At 65.8% G+C, this 22020-nt stretch carries 17 protein-coding genes and 1 pseudogene; 13 read left to right on the top strand and 5 right to left on the bottom strand.

The annotated features are described in order from the left end of the window. Positions 1 to 194 (bottom strand): annotated as a pseudogene (locus tag EBS11_RS13680) (carbohydrate porin); the annotation flags it as partial. Between the two features lie 307 nt (positions 195 to 501). Here EBS11_RS13680 and EBS11_RS13675 point away from each other — a divergent pair. From EBS11_RS13675 to EBS11_RS13640, 8 genes are all read left to right on the top strand, one after another. Next, on the top strand, positions 502 to 1812 hold the full coding sequence (locus tag EBS11_RS13675) for a sugar ABC transporter substrate-binding protein (protein ID WP_290603488.1): 1311 nt from the start codon (positions 502 to 504) through the stop codon (positions 1810 to 1812). 152 nt (positions 1813 to 1964) lie between these two features. Continuing rightward, the gene (locus EBS11_RS13670) at positions 1965 to 2825 is read left to right on the top strand and encodes a sugar ABC transporter permease (RefSeq protein ID WP_290603487.1); all 861 of its coding nucleotides are present in this window, start codon (positions 1965 to 1967) and stop codon (positions 2823 to 2825) included. 10 nt (positions 2826 to 2835) lie between these two features. Next, a complete protein-coding gene (locus EBS11_RS13665) occupies positions 2836 to 3654 on the top strand; it encodes a carbohydrate ABC transporter permease (protein WP_290603486.1) in 819 nt (272 codons plus the stop codon). A 147-nt stretch (positions 3655 to 3801) separates the two neighbouring features. After that, positions 3802 to 4851 carry an ABC transporter ATP-binding protein gene (locus tag EBS11_RS13660; protein ID WP_290603485.1) on the top strand — a complete coding sequence of 350 codons (1050 nt, stop codon included), beginning with the start codon at positions 3802 to 3804 and terminating at the stop codon, positions 4849 to 4851. Beyond that, the gene (locus tag EBS11_RS13655) at positions 4851 to 6326 is read left to right on the top strand and encodes a mannitol dehydrogenase family protein (protein ID WP_290603484.1); all 1476 of its coding nucleotides are present in this window, start codon (positions 4851 to 4853) and stop codon (positions 6324 to 6326) included. Before EBS11_RS13660 ends, EBS11_RS13655 begins: the two co-directional genes overlap by 1 nt. 15 nt (positions 6327 to 6341) lie before the next feature. After that, positions 6342 to 7259 carry an AraC family transcriptional regulator gene (locus EBS11_RS13650; RefSeq protein ID WP_290603483.1) on the top strand — a complete coding sequence of 306 codons (918 nt, stop codon included), beginning with the start codon at positions 6342 to 6344 and terminating at the stop codon, positions 7257 to 7259. Positions 7260 to 7316: 57 nt separating this feature from the next. After that, complete coding sequence (locus EBS11_RS13645; RefSeq protein WP_290603482.1) at positions 7317 to 8285, top strand: AraC family transcriptional regulator; 969 nt, start codon at positions 7317 to 7319, stop codon at positions 8283 to 8285. A 99-nt stretch (positions 8286 to 8384) separates the two neighbouring features. Next, a complete protein-coding gene (locus EBS11_RS13640; RefSeq protein ID WP_290603481.1) occupies positions 8385 to 10436 on the top strand; it encodes an esterase-like activity of phytase family protein in 2052 nt (683 codons plus the stop codon). A 134-nt stretch (positions 10437 to 10570) separates the two neighbouring features. Here the strand turns inward: EBS11_RS13640 and EBS11_RS13635 are convergent, their stop codons facing one another. After that, positions 10571 to 12613 (bottom strand): S9 family peptidase, encoded by a 2043-nt coding sequence (locus tag EBS11_RS13635; RefSeq protein ID WP_290603491.1) that lies wholly within the window; start codon positions 12611 to 12613, stop codon positions 10571 to 10573. A gap of 296 nt (positions 12614 to 12909) precedes the next feature. Here EBS11_RS13635 and EBS11_RS13630 point away from each other — a divergent pair, with 296 nt between their 5' ends. Together EBS11_RS13630 and EBS11_RS13625 are read left to right on the top strand one after the other, a co-directional pair. Then, a complete protein-coding gene (locus EBS11_RS13630) occupies positions 12910 to 13500 on the top strand; it encodes a hypothetical protein (protein ID WP_290603480.1) in 591 nt (196 codons plus the stop codon). Between the two features lie 246 nt (positions 13501 to 13746). Beyond that, positions 13747 to 15399, top strand: coding sequence for a PAS domain-containing methyl-accepting chemotaxis protein (locus tag EBS11_RS13625; protein ID WP_290603479.1), 1653 nt, complete (start codon positions 13747 to 13749; stop codon positions 15397 to 15399). On the opposite strand, the gene EBS11_RS13620 is transcribed toward EBS11_RS13625, so the two are convergent. From EBS11_RS13620 to EBS11_RS13610, 3 genes are all read right to left on the bottom strand, one after another. Further along, positions 15371 to 16219 carry a DUF2071 domain-containing protein gene (locus tag EBS11_RS13620; RefSeq protein ID WP_290603478.1) on the bottom strand — a complete coding sequence of 283 codons (849 nt, stop codon included), beginning with the start codon at positions 16217 to 16219 and terminating at the stop codon, positions 15371 to 15373. The two genes, EBS11_RS13625 and EBS11_RS13620, sit on opposite strands and share 29 nt — an antisense overlap. A 170-nt stretch (positions 16220 to 16389) precedes the next feature. Further along, complete coding sequence (locus EBS11_RS13615; protein ID WP_290603477.1) at positions 16390 to 17172, bottom strand: 3-hydroxybutyrate dehydrogenase; 783 nt, start codon at positions 17170 to 17172, stop codon at positions 16390 to 16392. A gap of 95 nt (positions 17173 to 17267) precedes the next feature. Beyond that, positions 17268 to 18365: an AraC family transcriptional regulator gene (locus EBS11_RS13610; RefSeq protein WP_290603476.1), complete on the bottom strand. Its 1098-nt coding sequence runs from the start codon at positions 18363 to 18365 to the stop codon at positions 17268 to 17270. A gap of 117 nt (positions 18366 to 18482) precedes the next feature. On the opposite strand from EBS11_RS13610, the gene EBS11_RS13605 reads away from it, so the two are divergent. Genes EBS11_RS13605 through EBS11_RS13595 form a run of 3 tightly spaced genes read left to right on the top strand, consistent with a single transcriptional unit; the run spans position 18483 to position 22020 of the window. Continuing rightward, positions 18483 to 20093, top strand: a complete 1611-nt coding sequence (locus EBS11_RS13605) for an FAD-binding oxidoreductase (RefSeq protein WP_290603475.1) — start codon at positions 18483 to 18485, stop codon at positions 20091 to 20093. Further along, the gene (locus EBS11_RS13600; RefSeq protein ID WP_290603474.1) at positions 20090 to 21670 is read left to right on the top strand and encodes a glycerol-3-phosphate dehydrogenase/oxidase; all 1581 of its coding nucleotides are present in this window, start codon (positions 20090 to 20092) and stop codon (positions 21668 to 21670) included. Before EBS11_RS13605 ends, EBS11_RS13600 begins: the two co-directional genes overlap by 4 nt. After that, positions 21667 to 22020, top strand: a complete 354-nt coding sequence (locus tag EBS11_RS13595) for a hypothetical protein (RefSeq protein WP_290603473.1) — start codon at positions 21667 to 21669, stop codon at positions 22018 to 22020. Before EBS11_RS13600 ends, EBS11_RS13595 begins: the two co-directional genes overlap by 4 nt.

Here is a 22020-nt window from a genome sequence, read left to right as displayed (position 1 = left end):
TATTTCATGGTATTGCCGCCCAGGCCGAAGCAGCCTTGCGAGCCGCCATCGCCCGAGGTATTGCTGCCGGCGCCGGCGCGCAGGTAGCCGTGGAAACCTTCGGCATCGGATGGGTACATGGGGTCGGCAAGGGCGGAAGCGCTGGCGATGGCCAGGAGCAGGGCGGGCAAGGTTTTCAATGCTGTGCGGTTCATGCGGTCTCCAGAAGGATGTAGGTGGTAGCGGCGGCGTCTGAGGTCGCCACCGCGCACGGTCTAATGCCGAAAACCAAGTCTAGCAGCGCTTTTTTAACCAGCCTGATACAAAATGAGCAAGTCGCGATACTTTCTTTCAGAGTGTTGTTTTTGCCTCATGTCGATACTCTTGCGCATAGCGGGCCTGCAAAAGAGTATCGAATTGCGGTTTCGGAGTATCAGAAAGTATCAAAGTCCGGTGCTACATTGTGGTCGTGGTGCTAAGTACCTGAGCATTGCCAACGACAAAAAACACTGGAGACACACAATGAAACGTACCGCCATTGCCGCGCTGTGCGCCGGCGCCTTCTGCTTCGCCTCGTCCGCCTGGGCCGCAACCGACCTCGTCATCGCCACCGTCAACAACGGTCACATGATCGAAATGCAAAAGCTCAGCAAGTTTTTCGAGCAAGCCAATCCCGACATCAAGCTCAAGTGGGTGACCCTGGAAGAGGGCGTCCTGCGCCAGCGCATGACGACCGATATCGCCACCAAGGGCGGCCAGTTCGACGTGATGACCATCGGCCTGTATGAAACCCCCATCTGGGGCAAGAAAAACTGGCTGATTCCCATCAAGCCGGATGCCAAGTACGACATCGACGACCTGCTGCCCGCCATCCGCGAAGGCCTGTCCGGCGACGGCAAGCTGTACGCGTCGCCGTTCTACGGCGAAAGCTCGATGATCATGTACCGCAGCGACCTGGTCAAAAAAGCCGGCATGAGCATCGAGGACCGCCCCACGTGGAACCAGCTGCGCGATGTGGCCGCCAAGCTGCACGACCCGGCCAACGGCGTGTACGGCATCTGCCTGCGCGGCAAGCCGGGCTGGGGCGACAACATGGCCCTCATCACCACCATGGCCAATTCCTACGGCGGCCAGCTGTTCGACATGCAGTGGAAGCCGCAATTCACGAGCAAGCCGTGGAAAGACGCCGTCACCATGTATGTGGACCTGATGAAGAAATACGGCCCGCCGGGCGCGGCCGCCAACAGCTTCAATGAAAACCTGGCGCTGTTCAACCAGGGCAAGTGCGGCATCTGGATCGATGCGACGATCGCCGCCTCCTTCATCACGGACCCCAAGCAGAGCAAGGTGGCCGACAAGGTGGCGTTCGCCCAGTCGCCCGTGGGCGTGACGGAGCGGGGCGCCAACTGGCTGTGGATCTGGTCGCTGGCCATCCCGTCGAGCTCCAAGCACCCGAACGAGGCGCAGCGCTTCATCAACTGGGCCACCTCGCCCGACTACGTGAAACTGGTGGCCAAGGAAACGAGCTGGGCCAACGTGCCGACGGGCACGCGCAAGTCGACCTATGCGAGTCCCGAGTTCCAGAAAGTGGCGAAATTCGCAGCCGCCGAAGGCAAGGCCCTGTCCACCACGCGCGCCGTGCAGAGCACCATGCTGCCATCGCCTTACGTGGGCGTGCAATTCGCCTCGATCCCCGAGTTCCAGGTAATCGGCGTGGCCGCCGGCCAGCAGATGGCGGCAGCGCTGCTGGGCAAGGTGACGGTGGAGCAGGCGCTGGAACTGTCGCAGCAGACGGCCGAGCGGGAAATGCGCAAGGGCGGGTACTACAAGTAAGCCTGCTGCCTAGTTTGCGTACCCCAACGGCATAAATCTGGGGTCGGTCCTTCGGATCGGAATGCATCCCATTGAGACGCGTTCCCCCTAAGGGTCCGACCCCGGTACTTTAGCTTTGCGGGTTATCGGTTCACCTGTCCCAAGAGAACATTATGAAACGCATTATCCCCCGGACTTTGCTGACGCCGGCCGTCGTTGCCGTCTCCGTCATTTCCGTGATCCCGCTGCTGATCACCCTGTATTACTCGTTCGTGCGCTATTCCATGCTCGATCCGAGCGGCCATCCTTTCCATGGCCTGGCCAACTTCCACTTTTTCTTTACGGATGCCTCGTTCCTGCCTGCATTGCAGAACACGTTTACCCTGCTGTTTTCCGTCATGCTGGTGACAGTCGTGCTGGGCACGGCGCTGGGATTGCTGATCAACGAAGCGTTCCCCGGGCGCGCCATCGTGCGCGTGCTGCTGATCTCGCCTTTCCTCGTCATGCCGGCCGTCAACGCCCTGATGTGGAAAAACATGCTGCTCAACCCGATCTACGGCTTGTTCGCGCAGATCAGCATCTTCTTTGGCGCCACGCCCGTCGACTGGCTGTCGACCCACCCTTTGTTTTCCATCATCATGATGGTCTCCTGGCAATGGCTGCCGTTTGCCTGCCTGATCTTCATGACGGCCCTGCAATCGATGGACCGCGAGCAGCTGGAAGCGGCCCGCATGGATGGCGCCACCTACGTGCAGCAGCTGCGCTACCTCTACATTCCCCACCTGGGCCGCGCCGTCTCGGTGGTACTGATGATCGAGATGATCTTTTTGCTGTCGATCTTTGCGGAAATCTTTACCACCACGGGCGGCGGTCCCGGTTTCGACACGACCACCATCACCTTCATGATCTATCAGCAGGCACTGCTGTCGTATGACGTGGGAGCGGCCTCGGCCGGCGCCCTGTTCGCCGTGCTCATCGCCAACATCGCCGCCTTCTTCCTGATGCGCGTCATCGGCAAGAACCTGTCGAAATAAGGAGACCTTGATGCATAGCAAACTTCATCTGTATAGCCGCACGGCCGCCGCCTGGCTGTGCGCGCTGCTGCTGTTCTTCCCCATCTTCTGGCTGGGCCTGATGGCCTTCAAGACGGAAGGGCAGGCCATTTCCACGCCGCCGCTGCTGTTCTTCACGCCCACACTCGACAGCTTCCGCGAAGTGCTGGCGCGCGACAATTACTTCGGCTACGCGTGGAACTCGCTGTTTACCAGCGTCGTCTCGACGGCCATCGGCCTGTTGATCGCCATCCCGGCCGCGTATTCCATGGCCTTCTTTCCCACGGGCGGCACCATCGGCTTGCTGAAGTTCATGCTCAGTTCGCGCTACATGCCCGGCGTGGGCGCCCTGATGCCCATCTATATCTGCTACCAGTACTTCGGCCTGCTCGACACGCGCGTCGGCCTGACCATCATGTTCATACTGATGAATTTGCCCATCATGATCTGGCTGCTGTACACGAGCATGAAGGAGCTGCCGCGCGAAATCCTCGAAGCGTCGCGCATGGATGGCGCCACCGTGTGGGATGAGTTCCGCCACGTCGTGCTGCCCCTGTCCGTGGGCGGCATCGCCTCCACGGCCCTCGTGTGCATGGTGTGGTCGTGGAATGAATCGTTCTGGTCGCTGAACCTGGGCGCCTCCAACGCGGGCACCCTGGCCTGGCTGATCGCCTCGTATTCGAGCCCGGAAGGCTTGTTCTGGGCCAAATTGTCGGCCGCGTCGCTGATGGCCATCGCGCCCATCATGGCGCTGGGCTGGTTCTGCCAGAAGCAGTTAGTCCAGGGTATGACCTTTGGCGCAGTCAAGTAAATGATGCCTCCATCAACCTGCTGCGCGGCCCAATGTCGGCTCTCCGTTGCTCACTGTGCATGCGCACAGCGCCGCTACTCAAACCGAACTTGAACCGCTCGCTACGGTTTCTGGAAGCATCGAAAACACATTAGAAATGAGACTATCATGGCTTACCTTCAACTGAGCAATATCGAGAAATTCTTTGGCGAGCACCGCGCCATCAAGGGCATCGACCTGGAGATCCGGCAGGGCGAGTTCGTCGTCTTCGTGGGGCCGTCGGGTTGCGGAAAATCAACCCTGCTGCGCCTGATCGCGGGCCTGGAGCCCATCGACGGCGGCAAGCTGTCGCTCGACGGGCGCGACATCACCAACGTGCCGTCGTCCAAGCGCGACCTGGCGATGGTGTTCCAGTCGTACGCGCTGTATCCGCACATGACGGTGTTCCAGAACATGTCGTTCGCCCTGAAACTGGCGGGCGTCGATCCGGCTGTCATCCGCGAAAAGGTGGACAAGGCGGCCGCCATCCTCGACCTGGGAAAATACCTGGAACGCACGCCGGAGGAGCTGTCGGGCGGCCAGCGCCAGCGCGTGGCCATCGGCCGCGCCATCGTGCGCGACCCGAAAGTGTTTTTGTTCGATGAACCGCTGTCGAACCTCGATGCGGCCCTGCGCGTGCAGACGCGCATCGAGATCGCCAAGCTGCACCGCGAGCTGGGCGCCACCACCATCTATGTCACGCACGACCAGGTGGAGGCCATGACCCTGGCCGACCGCGTGGTGGTGCTGCGCGACGGGCAGATCGAGCAGCATGGTTCGCCCCTGGAGCTGTATGACCGTCCCGCCAACCGCTTCGTCGCGCAGTTCATCGGCACGCCCAGCATGAACGTGGTGCCCGCCGACGCGGCGCCGCAGCTGCTGGCGCAGGCGGGCAGCGCGGCGCAGGGGGATGGCTTTGTCGGCATCCGTCCCGAACACGTGCACCTGGGGGCGGCGCAGCCGGGCAGCGTGCCCGTCACCGTCGACCTGGTCGAGTCGCTGGGCGTGGAAACCCTCACCTATGTGCGCCTGCCGAACAATGTGCAGGTGGTGTCGCGGGGGGCGGAGCGCAGCAGCCTGCAGCCGGGCCAGCAGACGCACCTGACGTTCGAGCCGGGCTTCGTGCATTATTTCGACCGCGCCGGCAAGACCTGCGCGGCGGCGAAAGGAGCGCTGTAATGGCCGCCATCGCACTGAAACAGGGGACCCTGGCGCAGCTGCCGGCCAGCGTCGCCGTGCCCGCGTATGCGCGCGAGACTCTCGTGCCCAGCATCGTGCACATCGGCGTGGGCGGCTTCTACCGCGCCCACCAGGCCGTGTATCTCGATGACCTGCTGGCCTTGCCGGGGCAGCAGCAATGGGGCTATTGCGGCGTGGGCTTGCTGGAACATGATGCGGCCATGCGCGACGCCATGCGGGCGCAGGACGGCTTGTACACGGTCGTCGAGCGCAGCGCGGCCGGAGATGCCGCGCGCATCGTCGGCTGCATCGGCGAATACCTGTATGCCCCCGACGACCCGCAGGCCGTGCTGGAAAAGCTGGCCGATGCAGGCACGCGCATCGTCTCGCTGACGATCACGGAAGGCGGCTACTACGTCAATCAGGGCACGGGCGAGTTTGACGCGGATCATCCCGACATCGCCTACGAACTGGCGCATCCGCAGGCGCCGCGCTGCTCGTTCGGCTACCTGGCCGCCGCCCTGGCCCTGCGCCACGAGCGGGGACTGGCGCCATTTACCATCATGTCCTGCGATAACCTGCAAAACAATGGCGACGTCACGCGCAAGATGCTGCTGGCCTTTGTCGCCTTGCGCGACCTGGAACTGGCGCGCTGGCTGGCCACGCATTGCAGCTTCCCCAACAGCATGGTCGACCGCATCACGCCCGCCACCACGGACGAACACCGGGCGCTCGTGCGCGACAGCTTCGGCATCGTCGACGCCTGGCCCGTCGTGTGCGAGCCGTTCCGCCAGTGGGTCATCGAGGATGAGTTCCCGCAGGGGCGGCCCGCCTGGGAGAAAGTGGGCGCGCAGATGACGCATGACGTGCTGCCGTATGAAAAGATGAAGCTGCGCCTGCTCAATGCCAGCCACCAGGCCCTGTGCTACATTGGCATGCAGCTGGGCTACACGTTCGCGCACGAAGCGATGGGCGATGCCGGCATCCGCGCGCTCGTGCGGCGCATGATGGATGACGAGGTCACGCCGCTGCTCGATACCGTGGAAGGCATCGACCTGGCGCAGTACAAGGATACGCTGATCGAGCGCTTCTCGAATCCGGCCGTGCGCGACCAGCTGGCGCGCATCGGCACGGAAGGCTCGGCGCGCATCCCGAAATTCATCCTGCCGTCCGTGCGCGAAGCGCTGGCGCGGGGCGGCGCCATCACGCTGCTGGCCTTCACGGTGGCGTGCTGGTTCCGCTACCTGGAAGGCCACGACGAGCGGGGGCGCGAGATGCCTTTGAGCGATCCGTACGCGGCGCGCCTGCGCGAGCTGGCGCTGCACGGCGGCGCGGATGCCACGGCGCTGCTGTCGCTGCGCCAGCTGTTCGGCGACTTGAGCGACACGCCCGCCTTCACGCAGGCGGTGGGCAGCTCGCTGGCCAGCCTGTATGAACTGGGGGCGCGCGCCGCGCTCGAACAGGTCGTGGCCTGACGGGGAGGGCGGGCCATGCAACGCAAAGCCGATTCTTCCCTGCCGCAGATGGAGCACGAGCAGCAGCGCGACGCCACGCCCGGCTTCGAGCCGAAAGGCAGTTTCGGCTTCATCCGCTACCTGGAGCACGGCTTTCCCAATTCGCTGGTGCGCTGGCATTACCACGACGAGTACGAGCTGCACCTGATCGTCGAGAGCAGCGGCAAGGTGTTTGTCGGCGACTATATCGGCCAGTTCACGCCCGGCCACCTGGTGCTGACGGGGCCGCGCGTGCCGCACAACTGGGTCTCGCTCGATACGCCGCCCGAGGGCGTGGCCCTGCGCGACATGGTGATCCAGTTTTCGCATCCGCCGCTGGCGTCGATGGCGGCCGTCATCCCGGAACTGAAGGGGATTTTCCCGCTGCTGCAGCGCGCCTTGCATGGCGTGGAGTTCTTTGGCGTGAGCGAGCAGTCGCTGCGGCGCTTCCAGCGCATCCGCGACAGCAGCGGCCTGCCGCGCTTCATCGAGTTCCTGACCCTGCTGGGCGAGCTGGCGCAGACCAGCGACTACCAGTTGCTGTCGACGGTGCCGATGCAGTCGAGCGACGACGACGTGGCCCTGGCGCGCATCAGTTCGGCCATCAACTACATCGTGCACAATTACAGCAGCCAGTTCTCGCTGAAGCAGCTGGCCGAGCAGGTGGACATGCCGGAGCGGACGTTTTCGCGCTTCTTCCGCAGCGCCACGGGCAACAGCTTCACGGACTTCGTCAACCGCCTGCGCATCAACAAGGCATGCCAGCTGCTGATGGAGACGGAGCGCTACGTCAGCAACATCTGCTACGAGGCGGGATTCAACAACGTGGCCAATTTCAACCGGCGCTTCCTGGAATTGAAAGGCATGACGCCGAAGGAATTCCGCCAGCAGGCGCTGGGCCGCTTTGGCGCATGACGCTTTTTTGAGGTACATTGGCAGGCAAAGGCAGGAGACAGCCGCAGAGAGACGAGCATGGAACACACATGGCAGAACGGCTACCGTGACAGCGAGCGCAAGGCGCCCGAACTGGAGCGCGAAAGCTACGATGGCATCATCAACTACCTGGAACACGGCTATCCCAGCTCGCGCGTGCGCTGGCACTGCCACGAGGAATACGAGCTGCACCTGATCGTCGCCACCAGCGGGCGCCTGTTCGTGGGCGACTATATCGGCGAATTCTCGCCCGGCCACCTGGTGCTGACGGGCCCGCGCCTGCCGCACAACTGGATTTCCAACGTGATGCCCGAAGGGGGCGTGGCCCTGCGCGACATGATCGTGCAGTTCGCCCACGCGCCGCTGGCGGGCGCCGCGCGCGTCATTCCCGAACTGCGCGAGCTGCTGCCGCTGCTCGAGCGCTCCAGCTACGGCGTGGAGTTTTTCGGGATGGGACAGGAGGCGGAGCAGCACCTGGCGCGCATCCGCGCCACGCATGGCGCCGAGCGTTTCGCCGAATTCGTCCAGCTGATGTGCAAGCTGGCGCGCACGGCCAATTACCGCCTGCTGTCGAGCGCCTCCCTGCGCTCGTACGATGACGATGCCACGCTGGCCAAGGTGAATTCCGTCCTCAACTACATCACGGACAATTACCGCGAGCCGATTTCGGCGGAAATGCTGGCCGAGCAGGTGGGCATGTCGCTGAGTAAATTCTCGCGCTTCTTCCGCAAGGCGACGGGCAACAGTTTCACGGATTTCATCAGCCGCCTGCGCATCAACAAGGCGTGCCAGCTGCTGATGGATACCGACCAGTACGTGTCGAACGTGTGCTACGACGTGGGTTTCCAGAACGTGGCCAATTTCAACCGCCGCTTCCTGCAGGTGAAGGGCGTCACGCCGAAACAATTCCGGCGCCAGGCCGACGGCCGCTTTGGCGGCATCGGCGGCCCGGAACGCCTGGATGTTGCCTCAATAACACATTCTGCCCCCCATTTTCCAAATACTTGATCTATGTTGCCTATTTGCAACTAATTGTTCAATTGTAACGCGCTTGTCACTTTTGCCAGATACACTCCTCGCCTTTGATCCCCCAATCCGAGGAAGCTGATGAACCGTGTCTTGAAACCGATCCCGAAATTGACCGTACTGGCCATTGCCGCCGGATTGAGCCTGGCTGCCTGTGGCGGCAGCGACAGCAACAGCGAGCCGGCCAAGCCGGTGGCGCTGACGGGCGTCTTCCTCGACGGCGCGGTGGAAGGTCTCGATTACGTGGCCGGCAGCGCGGCCAAGGCCAGCACCAACGCCAAGGGCGAATTCACCTGCATGCCCGGCGATACGGTGACCTTCAGCGTGGGCGGCCTGGCCCTGGGCACGTCGCAGTGCGGCGCCCTGATCACGCCGCTGGCGCTCGCGGCCACGGCCAATGTGCAGGACGACAAGGTCGTCAACCGCCTGATGGCGCTGCAATTGCTCGACGATGACAGCGATCCGTCGAACGGCATCCGCATCACGGCCGACGTGAAGGCCGCGCTGGCGGGCAAATCCCTCGATTTCAACGTGGCTCCTGCCGTCTTCAACACGGCGCTGGCCGGGCACCTGGCGGGACTGGGCGCAAAATTTGCCGCCCGCAGCGTCGACGCGGAGCGCCGCGCCCTCGTGCGCGAGCATTTCGAGGACACGCTGGCGTCGAAAATCGGCGCGCCCGTCAACGAGGCGCTGACGCAGGCCAATCCCGTGGGCGAAGTGAAGGTCACGGTGACGCGCTACCAGATCCAGGCGGCCGATAAATTCTACGTGCCGTACGAAGGCGCCAACGCGAAAATCAAGGGCGAGTTCCCGAACGGCTTCCTGCCGTCGTACGGCTCGGGCCTGGCCTACAAGGGCAAGAACGCGGCCGGCGACCTGGAATTCTACGGCTTGACGGACCGCGGCCCGAACGGCGACGGACCGCTGGTGCCCGATCCATCGGGCAAGGGCACCATCGGCAGCAAGATCTTCCCGTCGCCCAGCTTTACCCCCTCGTTTGGCGTGATCACGGTCGGCAAGGGCGGTGCCATCCTGACGTCGTCGACGCCGATCAAGGTGTCGGCCACGGTGAACAGCTCGGGCTTGCCCGTGCCCGTGGGCGCGGTGGGCAATTCGGCCGAGATTCCCGTCATGGATGCGATGAAGTTCGACGCCGCCAGCAAGGCCGTCTTCAATGCGGGCGGCCTCGACTCGGAAGCCATCGTCGTCGATGCCAAGCGCAATGCGCTGTGGGTGTCCGACGAATACGGCCCCTTCATCGTCAAGCTCGACGCGGCCACGGGCGTCATCCAGGCCAAGTATGAGCCGGGCAAGGGCTTGCCGGCGCTGTTCGCCAAGCGCCGCGCGAACCGCGGCATGGAAGGCATGACGCTCGATGCCAGCAACGACAAGCTGTACGCCTTCCTGCAAAGCCCCTTGAGCGACGGCACGGCCATGTATTCGGTGACGAAGAAGGCCGAGCAGGTCGAGCGCTTTGCCCGCTTCACGCGCTGGATCGAGTTCGACCCGGTGACGGGCACCAGCGGCAAGATGTATGCGTATCCGCTCAATGCCGCCGACTACCAGGATGGCCGCACGGGCAACGCCAAGCTGGGCGACATGGTGGCGCTGGGCGGCGGCAAGTTCCTCGTCATCGAGCAGGGCGCCGCGCCGTCGGGCAAGGTGTTCAACAAGCTGATGCTGGTCGAATTGAAGGGCGCCACGGACATCGCCGCCGCCGCCTTCAACGCCACCACCTCCGACCTGGAAAAGAGCAGCATGGGCGGCGCGGCCGTCAATGGCGCCGACTGGGCGGCTGTCACTCCCCTGAAGAAAACCCTGCTGCTGGACTTGAACGCCATCGGCTGGGCGGCGGAAAAGGCGGAGGGCCTGACCCTCGTCGACGACTTCACCATCGCGCTGGCCAACGACAACGACTTCGGCATGAAAACCAAGGTCTTCGACGCGAACGGCGTGGAAGTGGCCGACGCCGACGTGACCAAGTGCACGGTCGACGCGAACGGTGCCATCGTCACGAGCAGCGCTCCCGGCTGCACCGCTGGCAATACCATCCGCGTGGCGCGCGGCGACGACCGTGAACGCCCGAGCCGCTTGTGGATCGTGAAGTTCGCCAAGGCGCTCAATACGTATTGATGTGCTGTTGTGTCGGATTACGCGGCGCTGCGCACCGCTAATCCGACCTGCAAGACAAAAAGCCGCGCGGTGCTGGATGCACCGCGCGGCTTTTTTAACCCCTGAGGGTCCGACCCCAGCCCTTTCGCTTGGGTTTACTTCTTCGTATAGGTATTCAACCAGTCGAGCACCGTGTGATGCCACAGCAGCGAGTTCGCCGGCTTCAGCACCCAGTGGTTTTCGTCCGGGAAGACCAGCAGCTTGCTCGGGATGCCGCGGCGCTGCAGCGCCGTGAAGGTGCCCAGGCCTTGCGCGGTGGGGATGCGGAAGTCCAGGTCGCCCTGTACCACCAGCATCGGCGTCTTCCAGTTCTTCACGAAGTTCACGGGATTGAACTGCTCGTACTTGGCCGGTGCGTCGTAGTAGGTGCCGCCGTTTTCCCACTCGGTGAACCACAGTTCTTCCGTGGCGTAGGCCATGCCGCGGTTGTCGAACACGCCGTCGTGGTTGACCAGGCACTTGAAGCCGTCCGGCCAGTTACCGGCGATCCAGTTCATCATGTAGCCGCCGTAGGACGCGCCCAGCGCGCAGCTGCGTTCGCGGTCCAGCCATGGGAACTTCTTGGTGGCCGCTTCCAGGCCCTTTTGCAGGTCGATCAATGGCTTGCCGCCCCAGTCGCCGCTGATGGCATCCGTGAACTTCTGGCCGTAGCCGGTCGAGCCGTGGAAGTCGATGAAGACGGTGGCGTAGCCGGCGCCCGCATACACCTGCGGATTCCAGCGGTAGCTCCAGCTGTTGCCAAAGCTGCCCTGCGGGCCGCCATGCACGAGGAAGGCGATCGGATACTTTTCGCCGGCCTTGGCATTCCATGGCTTCATGACGTGGCCGTAGACGGTTTCGCCATCGGCGCCCGCAAACGAGAACTGTTCATATTCGCCGAAACGCACGTCGGCCAGCGCTGCCGCATTCTGCTTCGTCAGCTGCTGCATCGGCGCCGTTTCCGATTTGGCATCGAGCTTGCGCGCGTACAGCTGCGCGCCCGAGGCCAGATTGGCCTGCGCCAGCACGATGGTATTGCCGCGCACGTCGAATTCGCCCACGGCGCCCTTGCCCGTCAGGGCCGTGACCTTGCCGCTGGCGGCATCGATGTGGAACAGGCGGTGCTGGCCCACGTCATCGGCGGCGACGAGGAAGGCCTTGCCGTCCGGCGTCCAGCGGAAGTCGGCCACGGAGCGGTCCCAGTCGTCGGCGACGGTGCGCTTCTTGCCCGTGGCGACGTCCATCAGGACCAGGTGGAAGCGGTCCGCTTCAAAACCGGGCTTGGTCATGGCGACATAGGCCAGGGTGCGGCCATCGGGGGAATAGGCGGCTTTCGCATCCCATGCCGGATTGTCGGCCGTGAGGTTGCGCGGCGCCTGGCCGCCGGCGGCAGGGATCGTGTACACGTCGAAGTTGGTCGACCACGATTCCGCGCGGCCGGCCACGCGCACGGAGAAGGCCACCGTCTTGCCGTCCGGGCTGAAGTTGTATTCGCTGTTGTCGCCGAAGGGCTTGGATGGCGCGTCGCCGTCGAGGGTGCCGCTCAGGCTGACGGGGGCGGCGCTGACCTTGCCCGCCGCGTCGATGGGCGCCGAGTACAGCGCGTTGCGGCGGCCGTCGGCCCAGGTATCCCAGTGGCGCACGAACATCTGGTCGTAGACCATGCCGGAGGCCTTGTTCTTCGCCTTCTCGTCGAGGCGCTTCTTCGTGCAGGCGAGGTCGGCGCAATCGAGGTAGACGCCCATGCTGAAGGCGAGGCGGTCGCCCTGCGGCGACAGGCGGTAGGTGTCCACGTCCAGCGGCAGGTCGGTGACCTTGGCTGCTTCGCCGCCGTTCAGGGGCAGCTGCCACACTTGCGAGGAGCCGGAGCGGCTGGACAGGAAGTAGATGGCGTCGCCGTTCGGCGACCATTGCGGATCGCCGGCGCTGGCGTCGCCGCGCGTGAGCTGGCGCGGCGCCGCGTTCGGCGCGCGCAGGTCGATCATCCACAGCTGCGTGTTGCCGCGGTTCTTGTCCAGATTGGTGGTGCGCACCGTGTAGACGACGCGCGTGGCGTCCGGCGACAGCACGGGGTGGCCGACCCGTTCCATGGCCACCATGTCTTCGACGGTGAAACCGCGCGGCGCGGCCAGGGCCGGCACGGCGGCGGTGGTGGCCATGGCGGCACTGAATGCTCCCAAGAGCAGCAGACGTAAACTCATTCAAACTCCCGATCTTATGACGACGTTATCGATATGGTATTGACGTGGCCGGCTGTACCGCCGGCAGGCCGACATCATAGCAATAAAGACGCGCCTGCTGCGGGAGTTGACCGCCGGTTAGCCGGCCGGCAGTGCCAGTTGGTGGGGCACGGCGCCGTGCCGCAGCCCGTACCGGCGCGACGTCCCTAGAGAAACAGCTGTTTTTATGCAAAGTGCTAGACTGCCGGTCTTTCTACACTGACATTAATTTTTCCATGCGCCTGACTTCCTTCGCCCTGACCGCCGCCACCCTGTTCGCCACCTTGCCAGCCCATGCGGCCAGCATGCCCACCCTGGAGCAGATCCACGCCGCCGTGCAGGCGGGCGTGGCCAAGACCCAGGCGAGTACCCGGTCATCCGTGCCGATCGCCGTCAAGGTCACCAGCGTGCAGGGCTGCCAGGACTCGCTGGAAGTGCCCGGTGAAGTTGTGTGCCTGGTGGGCATGAGCGCCGGCATGCGCGACGGCTTTGCCGTGCTCCCGCTGCGCAGCGAGAATGGCACGTGGGTCGGCGTCGAGCGCAAGCACGCGAAATTTGCCGGACCGTCGCCGGCCGAGGCGCAAGCCATGATACGCGCGTGGGCCAGGGAAGAAGTGGCGCGCGATCCGGAAGCGGCCAAGGACGTGCAGATGCAGGAAGCGCAGACGACCATGCAGGTCAAGGCCATCAACGAGTGCGAAGTCAAGCGCCAGACGGGCTACCTCGTGTGCGACACGGAACTGAGCGTGCCGAGCCGCCCTGACGGCATCAAGACGGAACTCACGTTCAAGCTGGAAAGCGCAGGCTGGCGCTACGTGCCCCGTTAAACGCCTCGCTGCTTGCCACCGGGACAGTCACGCTGTTCCGGTCCCGCTTTCTCCCTTCCCCTGCGGCCGCGCCGCCATCTGCAACATTTGCAGATTCACAAGGCAATTTCGCCAGTAAAAATTGCCGAATTGAATTATCAATTCAATACTAAAATAAAGCTATCGGTGCAGACTGGCGCCGGCTTCCTGCCGTCCCGCCTTTGCCCGCTTCCCGTGTCCGCACGGGCTACAGCCAAGGATCCGACCATGCGACTCAATCTTCCCGTCAGCGATACCGAGATCACACTGAGCGATAGCGAGACCATCGTCTCGACTACCGACTTGCAAGGCAATATCACGTATGCGAACCCGTATTTCATCGCCGTCAGCGGCTACAGCGCGGAAGAGCTGATCGGCGCGCCGCAGAACATCCTGCGCCACCCGGACATGCCGGTGGAAGCGTTCGCCGATTTCTGGGCCACCATCCGCTCGGGGCGTTCGTGGAGCGGCATGGTGAAGAACCGCTGCAAGAACGGCGATTACTACTGGGTACTGGCCAACGTCACCCCCGTGGTCGAGGATGGCGTGGCCGTCGGCTACATGTCCGTGCGCACCAAGCCCACGCGCCAGCAGGTGGCGCAGGCGGCGGCCCTGTATGCGCGCATCCAGGCGGGGCAGGCGGACGGCGTGGCCATCCGCCAGGGCGCCGCCGTGCGCACGGGCTGGACGGCGAAATTGCTCGGCTTGCGAGATTTGCCGTTAGGTAAGCGCATCGGCTGGAACCTGGGCTTGCTGACGGCCGTCCTGCTGCTGCAGCTGGCGTGGAATGGGGGCGTGCTGCCGGCCGCGGTCCACGGCTGGCTGACGGGCCTGTCCCTGCTGGCCGTGTGCACGACCGTGTATTTCTGGCACAGCCTGCACCGCGCCGTGCTGCAGCCGCTGCAGCAGGCACGCCAGGCCTGCGACGTGATGGCGGGCGGCGACCTGACGGGCGAACTCGACACCACGCGGCGCGACGAGATGGGGCAGCTGCTGCGTTCCTTGCGCCAGCTGCGCGTGAACCTGCATTCCATCGTCGGCGACGTGCGCGGCAATTTCCTGCGCATCAGCATGGCCAGCCAGGAAATCGCCGCCGGCAATATGGACTTGTCGGGCCGCACGGAAGCGCAGGCTTCGGCCCTGCAGCAGACGGCGTCGAGCATGGAACAGCTGGCCGCGACGGTGCAGCAGAACAGCGGCAACGCCGTGCAGGCAAGCGACATGGCGGGCAAGGTGCATGGCCTGGCGGGACGGGGCGGCGAGATCGTCGGCCAGGTGGTGACGATGATGGGGGAAATTAACGCGTCATCGCAGAAGATCGGCGACATTACGGGCATCATCGAAGGCATCGCTTTCCAGACGAATATCCTGGCCCTGAACGCGGCCGTGGAAGCGGCGCGCGCGGGCGACCAGGGGCGGGGCTTTGCCGTCGTGGCGGGCGAAGTGCGCAGCCTGGCCCAGCGCAGCGCGTCGGCCGCCACGGAAATCAAGCAGCTGATCACGGCCTCGCTGGCGCAGGTGCAGGAGGGCGCGAAGCTGGCGCAGCAGGCCGGCGCCAGCAGCGCCGAGATGCTGGGCGCCGTGCAGGGCGTGCACGGCATCATGGAAGAGATCGCCTCCGCCTCGCGGGAGCAAAGCCACGGCATCGGCCAGGTCAACCGGGCCGTCACGCAGATGGATGAAGTGACGCAGCAGAACGCGGCCCTGGTGGAGGAATCGGCGGCCGCCTCCGCCTCGCTGCAAGACCAGGCCTTGCAGCTGGAGCAGGCCATGGCCCTGTTCAAGCTGGAACGGCGGCGCGGCGGCCAGGCGGCCCCGGCCGGCACCGTGCGCGCGCCGGAACGCCGCCGCGCTACAGCAGGCGCTCTGACAACGCCTTGAAGGGTACTTTCGGCACGAGAAAGGCGAACGGCGGGGAGACGGGCGGCAAGTGCGCCAGCAAGCCGCAGTCGGCATGCAAGGTCGCCAACGCTTGCACTTGATCCAGATCAACGGGCAAGTGGATTTCGCCAAAGACCAGCTTGCCGTTGCGCGGCACGGGGGCGATGGCCGCATCCTGGCAGGCGAGGAAGGCGACGGCATCGCGCCAGTTGCCGAACAGCGGCTGCCAATCGGCATCGAGCGCCTGGCTTGCGGCAAACGCCGCCTGGATATCCAGCGCGGGGGCGCTGCCGGCGCCGGGTGCAATGCTGCAGCGTGCCTGCGTGGCGGACACGTCCAGGGTCATGCCATCGGCCAGGTGCGTGGGCAGGATGTCGCTGAACAGGCGCGTGCCCAGCGCATGGGGCAGGCTATCCATGATGTTCTTCAGGAAATATACGCAGGGCACGTCCGGCGCGCCCGGCGGCGTGTGGTCCAGGTACAGGCGCCAGTTGCTTTGCAGGGGCGAGGGCAGCAGACGGCACTTCGGCCCCGGCAGGGCGGGGCCGAAGTGCCCGTGGCGGTAGGTCAGCACGGTGAATGGCGTCTTGCCGTCGCGCTGCCACAGAGACACGCCGGCGGGCAGCAATTGCTGTGCGGCCTGGGCGTCCACCAGCCAGCTCACGTAGACGACGTCGCGCACGTCGCTGTGCAGGGGCAGGAAGGGCAGGCGGGACAGGATGGCCTGGCGCACGGCGGCAAAGCGCGTGCAGTTGGCGAGCGCGGCTAGCAGGCGCCCCGGCCAGCCCGCGCGCGGGTGGCGGTAAGTGTTGTCTTGCAATTGGGAATTCTTTCGGGAAAGGCGCAGGAAGGGGGAGACGCCGACGCGGCAACGCCCGCCCGCATCATGGCGGGCGGCCGCGATGTGTCGCCGCGACGCGCAGCCGTGCCGCAGCACGGCCCGCATGGCAGGCCGCGCAGGGCGCCGCGCCGCCGGTGCGGGCGTCACTATTACTGCATGAACCAGCCGTGGCTGACGACGATGGACTGGCCGCTCAGGGCGTTCGACGGGAAGGCGGCCAGGAAGATGGCCGTTTGCGCCACGTCTTGCGTGGTGGTGAATTCGCCGTCGATGGTGTCTTTCAGCATCACTTTCTTGATCACGTCTTCTTCGCTGATCTTCAGCTGGGCCGCCTGCTCGGGGATTTGCTTGTCGACCAGCGGCGTGCGCACGAAGCCGGGGCAGATGACGTTGGCACGGATGCGGTCTTTCGCGCCTTCCTTGGCCACCACCTTGGCCAGGCCCAGCAAGCCATGCTTGGCGGCGACATACGCGCTCTTGAACGGCGAGCCTTCGTGCGAGTGCACGGAACCCATGTAGATGATGGCGCCGCCGCGGCCCGCCTTGATCATTTCGCGCATGCAGGCGCGCGTGGTGAGGAAGGCGCCGTCCAGGTGAATGGCCAGCATCTTTTTCCACTGTTCGAACGGATAGTCGACGACGGGGCTGATGATCTGGATGCCGGCGTTGCTGATCAGCACGTCGATGCCGCCGAAGTGGGCGGCCGCATCGGCCACGCCCTTGTCGACCTGCTCTTCGCTGGTGACGTCCATGGCGACGGCAAATGCCTGGCCGCCCGACTGCCTGATTTCCTCGGCCGTCTTGTTGGCCGCGTCCAGGGCCAGGTCGGCGATGACGACCTTGGCGCCTTGTTTCGCGTATTCAATAGCTATTTCCTTGCCGATACCACTGGCGGCGCCGGTAATCAGTGCGACTTTGTCTTGGAGTTGCATATTAATCCTTTGCGTTGCGGGTTGGAGTGATCGTGCGATGCGTGACTATGCCAGTATAGCGAGAAAACGCCCGCGGCATGTCGCGCGCACGCCTGTCAGCCCGCTTGCCCGGCCTGCATTTCCTGCAGGCGCCAGGCACCGGGATTGGTGCCGGCCCAGGTGCGGAATGCGTGGTTGAAGGCGCTCTGTTCCTGGTAGCCCAGCAGGAAGGCGATGTCGACCAGCGACAGGCCCGGCTGGCGCAGATAATCGCGCGCCAGGCCATAGCGGGCCTGGTCCAGCAGGGCCTGGAAACTGGTGCCCGCGTCGGCCAGCTTGCGCTGCAGGGTGCGCGGCGTGACGGCCAGCGCGGCGGCGATGCTGGACAGCCTGGCCGAACCGTGGCGCAAGCCCGCCACGATGGCCGCGTGCACCTGGGCGTCGATGCCGGCCGCCGCGCCCGCAGCCGTCTGCCGCTGCGCCAGCAATTGTTCCGCATGCTGGCACAGCACGGCATACAGGCTGACGTCGGCGTTCGGCACGGGCCAGTCCAGCAGCTGCGCGTCGAAGGTGGCCGTGTTGGCGGGGGCGTTGAACGCGGGCAGGCTGCCCAGCACGCGCACGTATTCGTCGCGGTGCGCCGCGTGGCGCAGCAGTGCTTCGCCGCCGCCGTCGTGCGTGAACGCCAGGCTGGCCGGCGGCAGGGGCATGCCGGCCAGCCAGTCGCCGCACACCTTGACGCCGGCAAAGACGCTGTCGACCAGGTGCCGGCTCGCTGCCGGATAGTGGCTGCTCCAGCGGTAGTGGGCCACGGCGCCGTCGCGCTGCAGGGTGGAGCGGCCCAGGTCGTGCGCCAGCCGTTCATAGCGGGCCGTCTGTTCCAGCGCCTGGCCCACGTCCTTGCAACTGAGCAAAATCAAGCCATAGGCGCTGTACGTGCCCATGCGCACGCGCTGGCCCACGTGCAGGCCGAAATGCGCGTCGCCCGCCAGCTGGGCGCCCGCGTCGAGCAGGCGCACGTAATCGCGCGCGGCCACCGTGGCCGACGGCCCGTCCAGGTCGTGCGGCGCCATGCCGGCCGCGCGGGCCAGGGCGGCGGCACCGATGCCGTGCGCTTCGGCCGCCTCCAGCAAGGGCTGCAGGTAGGCGATGGCGACCCGGCCTTCCGCGTGGCGGCTGTCAGTGCTGTCATGATGGAACAATGCGTTTGTCATGAAAAACCAATACCCGTGGCGCGTGGCGGCATATGCTGTTGATCAGGCAAGAGATCAGGAAAACACAGTATAGCAAGCCGCCGTGGCGCGCAACTGGGCCAATACGAGGGGATGTCGATGCAACGCTGGAATGGCTGGGGTGAGGAGAGCATCGTGCATGTGCTGGGCGAAGATGCGCTGGCGTTCCTGCGCGCGCGGCTGGGGCCGGGCAGTGCCATCGTGGACGCCAGCTTTGACGACGCCTGCGCGCAGGTGCCCGCCTCGCGACTGGCGCCGCATCCCTTGATCGATACGACGCCGGCCACGCGCGTGCGCCATGCGCTGGGTCAAAGCCTGCCTGACTGGTTCAAGCTGCGCCATGGCCGCGTCGGCTGTGTTCCCGACGGCGTCGCTTTTCCGGACAGCGCGCAGCAGGTGCGCCAGCTGCTCGAGTTTGCACGCCAGGCATGCGTGGCCGTGATTCCGCGCGGCGGCGGCACCAGCGTGGCGGGGCATCTGACGGTGGCGCCGGGGCCGCGCCCCGTGCTGTCGCTCGACCTCACGCACCTGTGCGCGCTGGCCCACCTGGACCGCGAGGCGCAGCTGGCCACGTTCGGCGCGGGCGTGTACGGTCCCGACCTGGAAGCGCAGCTGCGCGCGCACGGCTACACCCTGGGCCACTATCCGCAGTCGTTCGAGTATTCCACCCTGGGCGGCTGGATCGCCACGCGCTCGTCGGGCCAGCAGTCCCTGCGCTACGGCCGCATAGAGCAGCTGTTCGCGGGCGGCGTGCTGGAAACGCCGGCCGGCACCCTGGCCATCCCCACCTTCCCCGCCTCGGCGGCCGGCATCGACCTGCGCGAAATGGTGCTCGGTTCCGAAGGGCGGCTGGGCATCGTGACGCAGGCCACCGTGCGCATTTCGCCGCTGCCACCGTACGAGGCGTTCCACGCCGTGTTCTTTGCCGGCTGGGAGCAGGCGCAGGCCGCCGTGCGTGCGCTGGTGCAATCGCGCCTGTCCCTGTCCATGCTGCGCCTGTCGAACGGGCTGGAAACGCAGACCATGCTGACCCTGGCCGGGCACAAAAAGCTGGTGGGCTGGCTGGAACGCTACCTGTCCCTGCGCGGCTGCGGCGACGGCAAGTGCATGCTGATGGTGGGCGTCAGCGGGGAAGAAAAGCCGGCGCGGGCGGCCCTGCGCGCCGCCCTGGCGCTGGCGCGGCGCCATGGGGGCGTGCACGTGGGGCGCCACATGGGCGACAAATGGAAGCAGGGACGCTTTCGCAATGTCTACCTGCGCAACGGCGCCTGGGAGCACGGTTACGTCATCGACACGGTGGAAACGGCCGTCGACTGGCCCCGCGTCACGCCCATGATGGCGGCGCTGGAGCAGGCGGGCGCCGGTGCGCTGGCGCGGCACGGCGAGCAGGTGCACGCGTACACGCACTTGTCGCATGTGTACGCGCAGGGCGCCAGCGTCTACACGACATATGTGTACCGGCTGGCGCCCACCTACGAGGAAAACATGGCGCGCTGGCGCAGCCTGAAAAACGCGGCCGGCGCCGCCATCGTCGCCAACGGCGGCACCATCAGCCATCAGCACGGCGTGGGCACGGACCATGCGCCGTGGCTGGCCGCGGAAAAGGGAGAACTGGGCATCGCCGCCATGCGCGCGCTGCTGCGCCAGTTCGACCCGCAGGGCATGATGAATCCCGGTAAGCTGCTGCCTGAAGCGGGGACAGGATTGTGACCCCGGCGCCGCGCCGCGAAGAGCTGCCCGCGCTGCTGGCGCGCGAGTGGGATGTGCTGGTCGTCGGCGGCGGCATCACGGGCGCCGGCATCCTGCTGGAAGCGGCGCGGCGCGGCTTGAAGGCGCTGCTGGTGGAACAGCGCGATTTCGCCTGGGGCACGTCGAGCCGCTCCTCGAAGCTGGTGCACGGCGGCCTGCGCTACCTCAAGCAGGGACAGTTCGCGCTGACGCGCGAGTCGGTGCACGAGCGGCAAGCCTTGCTGGCGGATGCGGCGGGGCTGGTCGAGCCGCAGGGCTTTGCCTTTGGCGACTACGCGGGCAGGAAGCCGGGGCGGCGCCAGTTCATGCTGGGCCTGGCCATCTACGACGTGATGGCGGGCCGGCGCGCGCGGCGTTATGTCGATGCGGCCGATTTCGCCATGCTGGCGCCGCATGTCAACCGCGAGGGGCTGCGCGGCGGCATGCTGTACCAGGACGCGAAGACGGACGATGCGCGCCTGGTGCTGCGCGTGCTGCAGGAAGCGCGGCGCCATGGCGGCGTGGCCGTCAACTACCTGGGCGTGGCGTCGCTGCTGCGCGAGGGGGAGCGCGTGGCGGGCGCCGTATTGCATGATGGCGTCGGCGGCGGTCAGCCGACGGTGCGCGCGCGCCTGGTGATCAGCGCCACGGGCGCGTGGGCCGACGGCTTGCGCGGGCAGGTGGGCGAACGGCCGAAACTGCGGCCCCTGCGCGGCAGCCATCTGCTGCTGCCCGCCTGGCGCCTGCCGCTGGCGCAGGCCGTCAGCCTGATGCATCCGCGCGATGGCCGCCCCGTCTTCGCCTATCCGTGGGAAGGCGTGACCCTGGTGGGCACCACCGACGTGGACCACGCCGGCGCCCTGGACAACGAGGCCGCCATCACGCGCGGCGAGCTCGATTACCTGCTGGCCGCGCTGCGCTGGCAGTTTCCCAGCCTGGCGCTGGGCGTGGAGGATGTGCTGGCCACGTTTTCCGGCGTGCGCCCCGTGATCGACAGCGGCCGGCTTGACCCGTCGAAGGAAGGGCGCGAACATGCGCTGTGGCTGGAAAACGGCTTGCTGACGGTGGCGGGCGGCAAGCTGACGACCTTCCGCGTGATCGCCCTCGACGCATTGCGCCGCGCGGCGCCGCTGCTGCCGGGCTGGCAGGCGGATTTGCGCCCCTTGCCCATCTTCGACGCGGTGCCGCCGCTGTCGGGCAAGGCCTTGCTGCTCGACGCGCAGCAGCGCGCACGCCTGCTGGGACGCCATGGCGTACACGCGCAGGCCCTGTGCGATGCGGCGCCGGACGGCGAACTGGCGCCGGTGCCGGGCACGCAGACCCTGTGGGCGCAGCTGCGCTGGGGCGCGCGCAGGGAGGATGTGCAGCATCTGGACGACCTGCTGCTGCGGCGCACGCGCCTCGGTTTGCAGCTGGCCGGCGGCGCGCTTGCTATCATGCCGCGCCTGCGCGCCATTTGCCAGGCGGAGCTGGGCTGGGACGATGCGCGCTGGGATGAGGAACAGCAGCGCTACCTGGCCCTGTGGCGCCGCCATTACAGCGTGCCGCAGGACGATTGAACAACCATAAAAATATAAAAGAGGAGAGCATCATCGAGACCACCCTGTTTGGCGAGGCCCTGGAACTGGGCAACGCCCGCATCACCTATGACAGCCTGTCGGCGCTGGACTTGCGCCAGCCCGTGGCTGCCCTTGTCGACGACCTGGGCGAGGACCTGCTGCAGATCACGTGCGCGAACGGCGACATCGTCGACGTGGGCTGGTATCCGGCCTGGAATGCAGCAGGGCGCCTGCGCGTGGTGGCCGTGCGCGGCCAGGACTGGGAAGCGCCCGTGTTCAGCGCCCGGCCGGAAAAGGATCCGCGGGCGCTGCTGCAGGCGCTGCGCGCAGCGCTGGCCAGCGTGGCCTGA

The sequence above is a fragment of the Janthinobacterium sp. genome (assembly GCF_009923995.1).
Lineage (GTDB): Bacteria > Pseudomonadota > Gammaproteobacteria > Burkholderiales > Burkholderiaceae_D > Janthinobacterium.
The sequence above is the reverse complement of the archived record's forward strand: the minus strand, read 5'-3'. Positions and strand labels throughout refer to the sequence as shown.

Excerpts from the sequence above, each read along its gene's own strand:
- EBS11_RS13635 (WP_290603491.1), bottom strand. The coding sequence starts at position 12,613 with ATGGCCACCACCGCCGCCGTGCCGGCCCTGGCCGCGCCGCGCGGTTTC.
- EBS11_RS13605 (WP_290603475.1), top strand. The coding sequence starts at position 18,483 with ATGCAACGCTGGAATGGCTGGGGTGAGGAGAGCATCGTGCATGTGCTG.
- EBS11_RS13630 (WP_290603480.1), top strand. The coding sequence starts at position 12,910 with ATGCGCCTGACTTCCTTCGCCCTGACCGCCGCCACCCTGTTCGCCACC.
- EBS11_RS13670 (WP_290603487.1), top strand. The coding sequence starts at position 1,965 with ATGAAACGCATTATCCCCCGGACTTTGCTGACGCCGGCCGTCGTTGCC.
- EBS11_RS13660 (WP_290603485.1), top strand. The coding sequence starts at position 3,802 with ATGGCTTACCTTCAACTGAGCAATATCGAGAAATTCTTTGGCGAGCAC.
- EBS11_RS13640 (WP_290603481.1), top strand. The coding sequence starts at position 8,385 with ATGAACCGTGTCTTGAAACCGATCCCGAAATTGACCGTACTGGCCATT.
- EBS11_RS13625 (WP_290603479.1), top strand. The coding sequence starts at position 13,747 with ATGCGACTCAATCTTCCCGTCAGCGATACCGAGATCACACTGAGCGAT.
- EBS11_RS13675 (WP_290603488.1), top strand. The coding sequence starts at position 502 with ATGAAACGTACCGCCATTGCCGCGCTGTGCGCCGGCGCCTTCTGCTTC.
- EBS11_RS13665 (WP_290603486.1), top strand. The coding sequence starts at position 2,836 with ATGCATAGCAAACTTCATCTGTATAGCCGCACGGCCGCCGCCTGGCTG.
- EBS11_RS13615 (WP_290603477.1), bottom strand. The coding sequence starts at position 17,172 with ATGCAACTCCAAGACAAAGTCGCACTGATTACCGGCGCCGCCAGTGGT.
- EBS11_RS13610 (WP_290603476.1), bottom strand. The coding sequence starts at position 18,365 with ATGACAAACGCATTGTTCCATCATGACAGCACTGACAGCCGCCACGCG.
- EBS11_RS13645 (WP_290603482.1), top strand. The coding sequence starts at position 7,317 with ATGGAACACACATGGCAGAACGGCTACCGTGACAGCGAGCGCAAGGCG.
- EBS11_RS13655 (WP_290603484.1), top strand. The coding sequence starts at position 4,851 with ATGGCCGCCATCGCACTGAAACAGGGGACCCTGGCGCAGCTGCCGGCC.
- EBS11_RS13650 (WP_290603483.1), top strand. The coding sequence starts at position 6,342 with ATGCAACGCAAAGCCGATTCTTCCCTGCCGCAGATGGAGCACGAGCAG.